This is a genomic window from Bacteroides faecis MAJ27 (assembly GCF_900106755.1).
GTDB classification, from domain to species: domain Bacteria; phylum Bacteroidota; class Bacteroidia; order Bacteroidales; family Bacteroidaceae; genus Bacteroides; species Bacteroides faecis.
This window is the reverse complement of the sequence record NZ_FNNN01000004.1, coordinates 25105-37987: the sequence shown is the minus strand read 5'-3', so window position 1 is coordinate 37987 and position 12883 is coordinate 25105. Positions and strand designations below refer to the sequence as shown.

9 protein-coding genes are annotated in these 12883 nt (G+C 41.5%); 2 read left to right on the top strand and 7 right to left on the bottom strand.

Annotated elements, in window-relative coordinates; translation table 11 throughout:
- Positions 1 to 54 precede the first annotated feature (54 nt).
- The 7 genes from BLW31_RS04820 to BLW31_RS04790 all read right to left on the bottom strand — a co-directional run bounded on the left by BLW31_RS04820 (position 55) and on the right by BLW31_RS04790 (position 7367).
- Complete coding sequence (locus tag BLW31_RS04820; RefSeq protein ID WP_010538922.1) at positions 55 to 1389, bottom strand: tetratricopeptide repeat protein; 1335 nt, start codon at positions 1387 to 1389, stop codon at positions 55 to 57.
- A 245-nt stretch (positions 1390 to 1634) separates the two neighbouring features.
- Positions 1635 to 2795 carry a sodium ion-translocating decarboxylase subunit beta gene (locus BLW31_RS04815; RefSeq protein ID WP_010538921.1) on the bottom strand — a complete coding sequence of 387 codons (1161 nt, stop codon included), beginning with the start codon at positions 2793 to 2795 and terminating at the stop codon, positions 1635 to 1637.
- A 1-nt stretch (position 2796) separates the two neighbouring features.
- Positions 2797 to 3231: an acetyl-CoA carboxylase biotin carboxyl carrier protein gene (locus BLW31_RS04810; protein ID WP_010538920.1), complete on the bottom strand. Its 435-nt coding sequence runs from the start codon at positions 3229 to 3231 to the stop codon at positions 2797 to 2799.
- A 24-nt stretch (positions 3232 to 3255) separates the two neighbouring features.
- Positions 3256 to 4176: an OadG family transporter subunit gene (locus BLW31_RS04805; RefSeq protein ID WP_010538919.1), complete on the bottom strand. Its 921-nt coding sequence runs from the start codon at positions 4174 to 4176 to the stop codon at positions 3256 to 3258.
- A gap of 31 nt (positions 4177 to 4207) precedes the next feature.
- The gene (locus BLW31_RS04800) at positions 4208 to 5761 is read right to left on the bottom strand and encodes an acyl-CoA carboxylase subunit beta (RefSeq protein ID WP_010538918.1); all 1554 of its coding nucleotides are present in this window, start codon (positions 5759 to 5761) and stop codon (positions 4208 to 4210) included.
- A 30-nt stretch (positions 5762 to 5791) separates the two neighbouring features.
- A complete protein-coding gene (mce, locus tag BLW31_RS04795) occupies positions 5792 to 6196 on the bottom strand; it encodes a methylmalonyl-CoA epimerase (RefSeq protein WP_010538917.1) in 405 nt (134 codons plus the stop codon).
- A gap of 172 nt (positions 6197 to 6368) precedes the next feature.
- Positions 6369 to 7367, bottom strand: coding sequence for a GNAT family N-acetyltransferase (locus tag BLW31_RS04790; protein WP_010538916.1), 999 nt, complete (start codon positions 7365 to 7367; stop codon positions 6369 to 6371).
- A 249-nt stretch (positions 7368 to 7616) separates the two neighbouring features.
- On the opposite strand from BLW31_RS04790, the gene BLW31_RS04785 reads away from it, so the two are divergent.
- Both BLW31_RS04785 and BLW31_RS04780 read left to right on the top strand, forming a co-directional pair.
- Positions 7617 to 10811: a SusC/RagA family TonB-linked outer membrane protein gene (locus BLW31_RS04785; protein WP_010538915.1), complete on the top strand. Its 3195-nt coding sequence runs from the start codon at positions 7617 to 7619 to the stop codon at positions 10809 to 10811.
- 11 nt (positions 10812 to 10822) lie between these two features.
- Positions 10823 to 12778, top strand: coding sequence for a RagB/SusD family nutrient uptake outer membrane protein (locus tag BLW31_RS04780; RefSeq protein WP_010538914.1), 1956 nt, complete (start codon positions 10823 to 10825; stop codon positions 12776 to 12778).
- The last annotated feature ends 105 nt before the right edge of the window (positions 12779 to 12883 follow it).

Sequence of the window (12883 nt, the reverse complement as noted above, 5' to 3'; positions counted from 1 at the left end):
ATAGAAAGGCTGCAATCGTTTGACGGTTGCAGCCTTTTTTATGCTTTCACTTGTTTATTCCATTTTTTTAGCGGGTACATTTCCTCCCAAAAAGAAATCTTCTATCTTTTGTTTACTTTGAATGTCTTTCAGCCAGTTGGCAGCAGCATTGTAGTAATTCTTAGTGTCTAAGACGAGTTCACCTTTTTCGTTTAGTTTCGCTTCTTCTTCCTTCTCTTCCTTCGGACGTGTTTTTAAGAATGTTTCCAGGCAGCGTTCGGTGTTTTTCTTATCTTTCAGCGAATAGAAATAGATGAATGCCATATCATACAATAACTTATGATTTTGCTTGTCGTATTTCCGATAACGTTCTCTGATAGATTCAATCTGCTCTTTGGGCATCTCTGCCATTTTGTAGCAGTCGGTCATGCCTATATAGAGCCGCGTCATGTTACTGTCTTTAGGAATGCTCAGGTCAATTGCCTTCTCAAGATACTCTACACCTGACTTTTTCCATGAAGTCTTGGCGCAGGCACGCCCGAGATAATAGAGTAGATTTACGTTTTCAGGATCATATTTTCGGGCGGCTTCCAGAAAGTCATGTGCTTCGTAGTATTTCTCTTCCGCATAATAACTGATGCCCAGATAATAGCAGGTATGGAAGGAACTGTCGCCTTGACTCACCAGATATTCATAACGTTGAATGGCAGTGGGATAATCCTTATTCAGGCAATATGCCAGTGCATTCTGGCGATTAACGGCGACATTGGTCGTGTCAATCCGGCGATATTTTTCTGTAGCTTCGATTGCTTCATCGAAATAAGAGCCGGCTATATTCAATGCGCCGAGTTTGGCAGCAGCAAGATAGTCGTCGGGATATTTTTCTTGTATATTATAGTAGCAACCTGTAGCAGGCAAAAATTCTTCCATACCTTCGAAACTTTGCGCTTGCAGATGCAAGGCAATGGCGGAACTGTCTTTTTCTGTCATCAGGCTACTTTCTCCTAAAGCTTCTTGAAATTTCTGCAAAGATAATAATAACCCGATGTATTGAATACGTACATATTTATTTTCCGGATTCAGATCGAGTGCTTGCTCATAATATTTTAGTGCTTGTTGATTCTTGGCTAATGACCGGCAGCATTCGGCTGCCTCAATGTATGCACGGGTATTGGCTGTATCGTTGGCTATGATTTCCTGATAAGTGGAAAGTGCTTCCGCGTTCAGTCCAAGTCCCCGTTGTGCTTTACCTTTTTGCAAGAGTAGGGGAATGGTGGTTTTTTCTTTGGCGATGAGAATGAGTGCTGTCTCATAATCGTAGTCTGCTATTGCTTCCTGAATATGATTTATACGTTGCGCCATCAATATGGTGGTGGTACAAAGGAGGGTGAGAAGAATAATCCGTTTCATAAATCTTTATTTTAGTGTGTCGTAACAAAGACGCAAGATGCTAAAAAATATTGTAATTACGAATTATTCGTAGCGTTTTTGGAATAGATTAACGGAATGATAAGAGAAGATAACACAGTGAAACTCAGAATAAAGGATTGTATACCGTATAAAAAATGCGGATATTGCCGTTTTATATGCAATATCCGCATCCAGTATTTTGTCCCGGTCTCCGAATGGAAACCCGGCAGGACTATCTTGCTTCCTTACATTAAGAATCCTAACAGGATACCGGCGGCAACAGCTGAACCGATTACACCTGCTACGTTCGGACCCATAGCATGCATCAACAAGTAGTTGGTAGGATCGTATTCCAGACCGATAACTTGTGAGATACGTGCAGAGTCGGGAACAGCAGATACACCTGCGTTACCGATCAACGGATTGATCTTATTATCTTTCTTGAGGAAGATGTTGAATATCTTAACGAACAACACGCCTGAAGCGGTAGCAATGATAAATGACAATGCACCCAGAGCAAAGATCTTGATAGAATCGAGTGTCAGGAACTCAGATGCCTGAGTAGAAGCACCTACTGTCAAACCTAATAAGATAGTGATCGTATCAATCAACGGACCGCTGGCTGTATTGGCCAGACGACGGGTTACACCACTTTCTTTCAACAGGTTACCGAAGAACAGCATACCCAACAGAGGCAGACCGGAAGGAACCAGGAAGCAAGTCAGCAACAGACCGATAATCGGGAAAATCACTTTCTCTGTGTGAGAAACGGCACGTGGCGGTCTCATGCGGATCACACGTTCGTGTTTGGTGGTGAGCAGACGCATGATAGGTGGCTGTATCACCGGAACTAACGCCATATAAGAGTAGGCGGATACCGCAATGGCTCCCATTAAGTTAGGTGCAAGTTTGGACGAAAGGAAGATGGCCGTCGGACCGTCTGCACCACCGATGATACCAATAGCACCGGCTTGCATCGGGTCAAAGCCCATTTCCAATGCGATCATATATGCACCGAAGATACCAAACTGAGCAGCTGCACCGATCAGCATCAACTTCGGATTGGAGATCAGTGCCGAGAAGTCAGTCATAGCACCGATGCCCAAGAAGATGAGCGGCGGATACCAGCCGGATGTTACTCCCTGATACAATATGTTCAATACAGAACCTTCTTCATATATACCGACTTTTAGTCCGGCATCCATATTGAAAGGTATGTTACCGATCAGGATACCGAATCCGATAGGAATTAACAACATCGGTTCGAACTCTTTGGCTATAGCCAAATAGATGAAGAACAAACCAACGAGGAGCATCACGACATGGCCAATTGTCGCATTGGCAAATCCCGTATAAGTCCAGAAGTCGGCAAGGTTATTTCCTAAAAAGTTAATAAAATCTCCCATATTATTCAATAATTACGAGGTCATTACCTTCAAGAACAGAATCTCCCTTGTTGACATTGATGGCAGTCACTTTGCCGTCTTTGTCTGCATTGATATTGTTTTCCATTTTCATGGCTTCCAATATAATGATAGTTTGGCCTTTCTTCACTGTATCACCTACATTTACTTTGATGTCAAGGATAACGCCTGGCAGTGGGGACTTGACACCCGATTTGCCGGTAGAAGGAGCTGCTGGTTTCACTACTTGGGTAGTCGGTGCAGCCGGTGAGTTAGGTAAAGGACGCACTACTGCCGGTTTGGGAGTCGTTTTCGGTTGTTTCTCCATTTCTACTTTGTAATGCGTACCGTTCACTTCTACATGAGCGATATTATCTTCAATATCTCCGATGGTTACTTTATATGAGTTACCGTTGATTTTATATTTATATTCTTTCATCGTTTTATCTTTTTAGGGAATGATTTACTTTCTGTTAGGATTTTCACGCAAGGTGTAAATCTTCGAGCTCCACGGTGAATAACTGCGTTTCACGCGAGTGATGGTCAGTACCGTTTCTTCTACATCGTGCACCTCATCCTGCATCTCGTGTAGCGCCATAGAAATTGCAGCATAAACTTCACCCGGAGCTTGTGAAAGCTCTTTCGCCTCGACTTTGTCGATGCCTTTAGCCTTCATCGCATTGCGTTTGCTCAAATTGACCGCAACCTTACCTACAACTTTGAAAGCAATGAAGAGAAGAATCAATCCGCAAAATACTACACTCATGGCCGAAATAGACATACCAATGCCGGCAGAGTCATGTTCTTCGAATTTTTCCATCTTAGCATTGCTGTTAAGAGTCTTATTGTTGGTGCTCGGGGTTACATATTTATCACTGCTTCCACCTTTCACTTCCCAGTCAGCTACTCCGTCGCTTACGCGTGCGTAAGATTGGTCAGGTCCCAGTGCATTTGCCGGAACTACGATCTGGTCAATTATATTTCTGCCGGAATCAAAAAGACCGATCCAGTTGGCTGTTTCAGGATTCAGTTTGAAGCTGGTGTGGAAAGTACCACGATTGGGCTCGCCATCTGCCCAAAACAGAGCGTGTTGGCGTGGTTTCACCAAAGTTAGTACATCACCTTTCGGGATAAAATAGGTAATTGTATCACCCGGCTGACTGCTCACCTTCAGCAAGCAACCTGCCAAGTCTGCACTACCGTATGATCTGTTGAATATTTCAATCCATGCACTGTGCAAACCGTAGTCATCCTGAAAGTTATTTTGATTGTCTATCAGGACTTCGTTCAGCATTAGCTTATTGTTTGACTTTTGCTCACCGCAGGAAGTCAATCCAATCAGCAACAGTAAAGAAAAGAATATTCCGATTTTGGTTTTGTTCATAATCGTTCTTGTTTTAATGTGAAAAGTTAGATTACAACGGAATATTACCATGTTTCTTTGCTGGGTTAGACAGTTTCTTTGTCTGTAACTGCTGCAAAGCACGGATAACACGGAAACGAGTGTTACGTGGTTCGATTACATCATCAATGTAACCATATTTGGCAGCATTATAAGGGTTAGCAAACAGTTTTGTATATTCTGCTTCTTTTTCGGCAAGGAACTGAGCCGGATTTTCCTGTTCTTTTGCTTCACGTGCGTACAATACTTCTACTGCGCCGGCACCACCCATTACAGCGATTTCTGCTGTCGGCCATGCATAGTTCATATCACCACGAAGTTGTTTACAACTCATTACGATGTGAGAACCACCATAGGATTTACGCAATGTGATAGTTACTTTAGGTACAGTAGCTTCGCCATAAGCATACAGCAACTTAGCACCATGAAGAATAACGCCATTGTATTCCTGGCCTGTTCCCGGAAGGAATCCCGGTACGTCTACCAGCGATACAATAGGAATATTGAAAGCATCGCAAAAACGAACGAAGCGTGCGCCTTTACGGGATGCGTTACTGTCAAGTACACCGGCAAGATACTTAGGCTGATTAGCCACGATACCTACCGACTGGCCGTTGAAACGGGCAAAACCGATAATAATATTTTTGGCGTAATCTTTCTGGATTTCCAGGAATTCACCATTGTCCACGATAGCGCTGATTACTTCGTACATGTCATACGGTTTGTTAGGACTATCAGGAATAATATCGTTCAGAGAATCTTCCAGACGATCGATTGGATCTGTGCAATCCACGTATGGAGCTTCTTCAAGATTATTTTGAGGAATATAGCTTAGCAATGTGCGGATCAATGCCAGACCTTCTTCTTCTGTTTTTGCAGTGAAATGAGTAACGCCCGATTTGGTAGAGTGAACGCTTGCTCCGCCGAGGTTTTCCTGGCTTACGTCCTCACCGGTAACAGTTTTCACTACTTTCGGACCTGTAAGGAACATGTAGGAAGTACCTTCCATCATCAGTGTGAAGTCAGTCAGTGCCGGAGAATAAACGGCACCACCGGCACAAGGACCAAAGATACCGGAAATCTGTGGAATGACACCCGAAGCAAGGATATTGCGCTGGAAGATTTCTGCGTAACCTGCCAAAGCGTTAATACCTTCCTGGATACGTGCACCACCCGAGTCGTTGATACCGATACAAGGAGCACCCATCTTCATTGCCTGATCCATAATCTTACAGATCTTCAGTGACATAGTTTCCGACAGTGAACCTGCAGTAACGGTAAAGTCCTGTGCAAAAAGATATACGAGACGACCTTCGATAGTACCGCAACCGGTAACTACACCATCACCCGGATAGTGTTTTTTCTCCATGCCGAAGTTCGTGCATCTGTGCTCAACGAACATGTCCATTTCTTCGAAGCTACCCTCATCCAACAGCATGGCTATACGCTCACGCGCTGTGTATTTCCCTTTTTCATGTTGCTTCGCAATTGCTTTTTCGCCGCCTCCGATGCGTGCAACGGCACGGCGTTCAATAAGCTCTTTAATTTTTTCAAGTTGATTACTCATGAGTTCTTGTTGTTTTTTTAGAGTTTATGATTAGTGTTCGCAGAGTTCTGTCAGCACACCCAGTGTTGATTTCGGGTGAAGGAAAGCGATATTCAGACCTTCGGCACCTTTACGGGGAGCCTTGTCAATCAGGCGGATTTCTTTGCTTTCTGCTTCTGCCAAAGCATTAGCTACGCCATCTTCTACGGCAAATGCTACGTGATGAACACCTACACCTTTGTTTTCAATAAATTTGGCAATGGTACTTTCGGGGCAAGTCGGTTCCAACAATTCGATTTTTGTTTCACCTACCTTTAAAAAAGCGGTTCTTACTTTTTGATCTTCTACTGTCTCGATGTTGTAACATTTCAGACCTAATACGTTCTCGTAGTAAGGAAGGGCTTCTTCGATGCTTTTAACAGCAATGCCCAGATGCTCAATGTGTGAAATCTTCATAACTATATTTTTTATATGGTTTAATTATGTGCTTATATGGCATAAAACAGCACAAAGAAAGACATTTCTTGTCTAATAAAGAAATATTTCAGCATTTAATTATTGGGGAATAAAGCATAAAAAATGCTCCGGATGGATGCTAAAGATGGGTTTTGTAATCTTGAGATTACATTTAGACATAAAATTTGACCAAAAGATTATTCAGCCATGTCCAGCTGATGCGGAACCAACGGCGGGTACTACTTTGTTTGCCTCCGAATCGGAGCACAAAATCGCGATAACCGTGCTTGCGGAAAGGAAGTCCTACATCCATAAACTCCATGTGGCGGAATCCCCGTTCATGGGCATCTTCAAGTGCTTTCCACACGGCCAGTATGCCGGGCGATTGCAGTGCGTATGTCTTTCGCATTCCTCCCGAAAACCAGATAAAGGCATTGTCTCCGGAGTATATGCAGACGGAACCACCGATAATTTTTTCTTTGTATTTTACTATGAATATTTTTGCCTGCTTGCCTTTGATAAGCATGCTGTTCATATGGCGGAAAAAGTCATTGGCAGGGAAGTATCTCCGTATCCGTGAAGAATAAACCTTGTGCAACATTCGAGAGAATTCCTTAATTTCTTCCACCGTATGAGCTTCTTCTACTTTCGCTCCGTTTTTGAGTCCCTTTTTGATTTGCCGGATACGAGACGGGCTGAAACGATCTTCTGCTTTCTGTGTACTGTGCAGAGAATTGCGGACACGCAGCCAGTTGACCGGGAAAAAGTCGTTCTTCCGAAAAAAACGATAGCCGAACATTGAATTATCCAGATTGCGAAATTCAATAAGAATACAGGTGCGCGACGCTTCCTGAGTAAGATGTTCCAGCATTTCACCGAAAATTTCTTCTTCTTTCTCTTTACTTGCCGGGAGAGAGTTGTTCAGAAATTCGCCTGCACCATATACTACACATTGTTTGACAAGGGAGGAGGGGAGCCACTTTTTGGTCTTGCGTATGGCAGCAAGCAGACGTGCCACCGGTCTGCCTTTTTCTGTCGCCACTATCAGCAGTGGAGTGTACCCTGGAGTCGATTCATAGATCTGAAACAACTCCTTGGAATGGAATGTGTTATTCCCCGGTAAGTCGGGAATATCTTTTCCGCGGTAATATGTCGTTAGTTTAAGTGGCATCCAATTACAAATTTACACTTTTTATTCTTCATTCAACAAAAAAAAAGAGATTTTGTTGGTTTACCCTAAAGTTTGTCTTTTTGTTCTCTTCATATATTTGAGGAAAAAAGGAGTTGGAAAAGCGAATTTTCGTATTATTGCCATCTTTTTGTGAGTACAGAAGTAAAATGGAAACGTCTATGTAAAAGATTTACTCTAATTGTATTTTACTAAACAAAGAAAATTAATATTAACTTTAAATTAAGACGAATGAGAGAGAATGCATTTGTTGAAGCTTGGAAGACACAGCATAGACGCGTTTCCATGATTTTGGGGTTGACTTTATTGTGTGCCCCCTCTGCCATATCTGCTTATGCAGAAAATGGAGTGAATGATACTACCGTGCAAGCCGTCATGCAAACAAAGACTGTGAAAGGAACTGTCTTGGATGAAAATGGAGAACCGTTGATTGGTGTTTCTATTGTGGTGAAAGGTACGAGCACAGGTACAATTACTGATTTTGATGGTAAATTTTCGATTAATCTTCCGGCTGGAAGTAAAGAATTGGTTGTTTCTTATATAGGATATAAAGAGCAAACTGTTGCAGTGACCGGAAATGCACCGCTGAATCTAAAGATGGTGCCAGATACACAAGCTTTGGATGAGGTCGTAGTTATTGGTTATGGTGCAGTGAAGAAACGTGATTTGACAGGTGCTGTGGCTTCTGTAAAATCGGAAGATATTACCATGAATCCGGGAGTGAATCCGATGGATGCGTTGCAAGGTAAAATTGCAGGTCTGGACATCACTAATTCTTCCGGTCAGGCGGGTTCGTCACCAACAGTTCAGTTGCGTGGTACCCGTTCTTTACAGTTGGATGATGATGGTAATATTTCTTCCAGTGCATTCAAACCGACTTATATTATTGATGGCATGCCGGGTGATATTGCTACATTGAATCCCAATGATATTGAATCTATTGAAGTATTGAAAGATGCTTCTTCTACCGCTATCTACGGTTCAAGTGGTGCAAATGGTGTTATTATTGTGACAACAAAAGGAGCTAAGAGTGGAAAGCCGGTCATCAATTTCAATGCTTATGCCGGAACTACTTTGGGTGCCCGAGTTCCTAAAATGCGTACAGGTGACTCATATCTTAATTATATAAAAGATTCATATAAGCCTGTCGGTACTACGAATGAGGAAGAAATTTTTGGTGAAAGATATGATGCTATCAAAAATAACCAATGGGTAAATTGGGGAGATGAAGTTTTACATTCAGGTTTGAAGCAGAACTATAGTATTTCTGTAGCAGGGGGGACTGAGAAGACGAAAGCTTATTTCTCACTAAACTACACTGATGAGAAGAGTATGTACGAAAATGATAACTACAAAGTATACTCTACCCGTGTCCGTATAGATCAGGAAATCAATAAGTGGATTAATGCCGGTATTAATGTTCAGGCATCTTTCTCCAACAAGAATTCGCGGAATGCGGTTTTAGAAAGAGCGTTGTTCTCTACACCTTTGGGCGTTCCTTACAATGAAGATGGTTCTATCACAGAATTCCCGATTCCCGGTTCATCATCAGACCCGAATCCATTGGCAGATGAACAGGATGGGGTTTATAAGAACAATACAAAAGCAGGAAAGGCGTATGTTGACGCTTATCTTGAATGGAAACCGGTAAAAGGTTTATCTGTTAAGTCTCAACTTGGTGGCAGTTATTCTCAATCCCGTTCAGGTAAATTTATGGGAGAAGGTTCTTATAATGTGTTGAAAGGTAGTACGGTTGCGTATGGTGAAGCTACCAATAAGACAGGTTATAATTATAAATGGGAAAATATCGTTGCTTACCACAATACTTTTAATAAAGATCATGATCTGACTGTGACAGGTGTTACCTCCTGGAATTATAATCAGAGTGAGGAGTATTATGTCTATGGTGAGAATCCGGCAACGAATGATATGTTGTGGTATGCATTACAGAATGCTGATAATAAGAAACTGAGCAGCAAATATCTGATGTCCAAAGGAATGGGCTTTATCGGACGTGTCAATTACTCATATAAAGGTAAATACTTGTTCTCTGCTTCCGGTCGTTATGAAGCAGATTCTCGTTTGTCAAAGGACAACAGATGGAATCTGTTCCCTGCTGTTTCCGTAGGCTGGAGAATTTCAGATGAAGCATTCATGGCTGGAACAAAGAACTGGCTGGATAACTTGAAATTGCGTGTCGGTTATGGTGTTGCCGGAACTACTGCCGGTATCGCTGAGTATAGCTCAATGGCATCTTTGGAAAATGTAACTACTTCTTTGGGTGGTATGACTGTTCCGTCAGCTAAATTTACGGAATATATTACTAACCGCAATCTAACTTGGGAAAAGACCCATGACTTGAATATTGGTATTGATGCCAGCTTTCTAAATAATCGTATTGATCTGACATTGGATTTATATAAGACAAAGACAACGGATGTTATTCTTTCGCAAGCATTGCCAACTTCTATTATGGGTAATTATAACGGCAGTACTCCTTATAAAATGAATAAGAATGCTGCTGAAACAGAAAATCGTGGTATTGAAATGGCTCTTAATACCCGCAATATTGTGAAGAAGGACTTCACTTGGAGTTCAACAGTGACATTTACTGCTAACAAAGAAAAAATAAAATCTTTGATTGATGGGCAGGATATGATGTTCAATGCAAAGAAGGGGGACATGGTGTTTAAAGTAGGTGAGGGAGTCGGTTCTTTCTATAAATATAAGGTACTTGGTATTTGGCAGTATAGCGAAAAAGAAACTGCCGCTTTGTTCGGGTGCGAACCGGGTGATATTAAGCTGGATTTACCTAGTGTGAAAAAAGACGGAAATGGTTACTACTATATGAATCCTGAAGGAGAGCGCGTTGATATTACTGCAGAAAACCCCTACAGTGTGCGTGCGGATTATGACCGTCAGGTAATAGGGCGTAATACTCCGGACTGGACGCTGGGTTTCAAAAACAACTTCAGGTACAAAGACTTTGATTTGTCTATCTTCCTTTACGCACGTTGGGGGCAGATGATGAACTATGGTAGTGTAATAGGTAAATATTCACCTAATCCGGATTATAACATTCCTACTTATTTTACTTACTATGATAAGACAATCGAGGCAGATCAGAATGTTTTGTTCTATGCTATTGACCAGACTAAGGATAGAAGTGCGTATGAGGGATATGATTCTATGTATTATGTGGATGGTTCATTCTTTAAACTGAAAAACGTAACATTAGGCTATACGCTGCCTGGTAAACTTACAAAACGTTTTGGTATCAGTAACTTGAGAATTTATGCGACAATGACCAATCTGTTTACTTATTCGCCAAGCAAATATGTGAAGAATTACGACCCGGAAATGAACGGCAGCATTAACTTCCCATTGTCTCGTGATTGCATATTTGGTCTTAATTTAACTTTCTAAAAAATAGCAATATGAAAAAGATATATAGTTTAGTTCTACTTGTTGCCGGAGTTTTTTCTTGGGGCTCTTGCAGTCTTGATGAAGTGAACCCCAACAACTCGGGGCAGTTCTCCGATGGTTCTTATACATTGGAAACTTATAAGGCATTTACTAACTCGTGTTATACAGCCTTGATCAATAATATCTATCAAAGTAGTGATTACCTGGTTTGTACCGAAGCGGGTACTGATATTTGGGAAGAACCGAAATCGGGTTCCAGTTATCAACGTTACCATAGTTATAACGGCATGAAAACCGATGATAGCTATTATTATAAAGTGTGGCAATATTCTTATCTGTGCATTAATAGCTGTAATATTGTAATTGATGGAGCAGAGAATGTAACAGGAGATGAGAATGATATCAAAGAATGTGTGGCACAGGCCAGATGTCTGCGTGCTTACTATTATATGAATCTTGTGGAACAGTTTGGCAATATCGATTTGCAGTTGAAAGCTGCTGACAGTGAGAATATTTCTTTTGCGGCTCATCGTTCCACCGTCCCCGAAATTTATGCTGCTATTATCGAAGACTTGAAATTTGCCGTAGAGAATTTACCCGTAAGTTTCAGTGACTACTATAGTCGTGTTACGAAGAAATCGGCTATGGGATTATTGGCCCGTGCATACATTAATGGTGCCGGCTATGATTTGAAAGATACCGATGGAGTCAGCTTTCTGGAAAAAGCTTATGATACAGCAACAACCATGATTAATAACAAAGCGACTTATGAGTGGTATATGCATCCCACCTTTGCCGATGTATTCAATGAGAATAATAATCGTGACAATAAAGAAGCCTTGTTTATTGCTGCGGGTGCTGAAAGAAATTCAGATGCTTACACTAATGGTAACTACTCACAGAGTGAAATGTTCCGTCATTTCTTACCTTCTTTAGGAACGTATACGGATTTGGGATTGGTAGACAAAACTTCAAACTTTGTTTATGGTCGTCCTAATAGTAATATCTTCTTGCCTTCCAAATACCTGATGGACTGTTTTGCGGCTGATATGAATGACACTCGTTTTCGTTATTCATTTATCTCTGCTTACTCGTCTTATTCCATACCGGCATGGGGGGCCACTTATGAGTATGGAGGTTCTGCGTGTGCTAAAGAAATCACAAGCACGCTTGCTACTAAGTTTGGTATTCCGGCATCTAATATAGGCAAGAAAGTGTATCCTCATTTTAATTTAGAATCCAATAGTACAAATGACGCTAATTACTGTCAGTTGGCTATCTGGAATACAGATGGAACAGCTAAAACTACTCAGGAGAAAACAGAAGGTAACATCCTTCATCCTGCCCTGCCTTTAGATCCGGCTGAGGCTCATCAATATGCCATTTATTGTTCTTTGAAGACTTTGACAGAAGAGGAAAAAACTCAATATCCGGGCTTGGTTCTTAATGTATATGACTTATATGATGAGAATGGTACGGCACGTGCTACTTATGATAAACCTAGTACGGGTAGTTCATTGTGGTTGTCTATCTATCCGGCTCTTTCAAAGTTCAATATGCCGGGTAATAAATTTGTAGGTGCAAATGTTCAGAAAAAAACGATTGATGTGATGATAATGCGTATGGCAGAGGTTTACCTGATTGCAGCCGAAGCGTCTGTTCGTCTGAATAAGGGGGATGCTGCAGGATATATCAATGTACTCCGTACGCGTGCCGGTGCCGGTACTGTAAGTGAGTCACAGGTTGACCTGAATTATGTTTTCGATGAGTATGCCCGTGAGCTTTGCGGTGAGTGTTCCCGTTGGTATTTGCTGAAACGTAACGGAGCTTTTGAAACTCGCTTGGCTAGCTACAACAAACGTGCTGCTGAAAGCTTTAAGAAAGATTTCTATCTGCGTCCTATTCCTACCAAGTATCTGGAGGCTATTAATAATCCGGCAGAGTTTGGTCAGAATCCTGGTTATTAGTCTATTACTTAATAATCGATTATAAATAATAAAGCCGGACAGGAATTATTCTTGTCCGGCTTTATTATTTATGCATACTTTTTCTTATTTTTGCGTATCAACAAA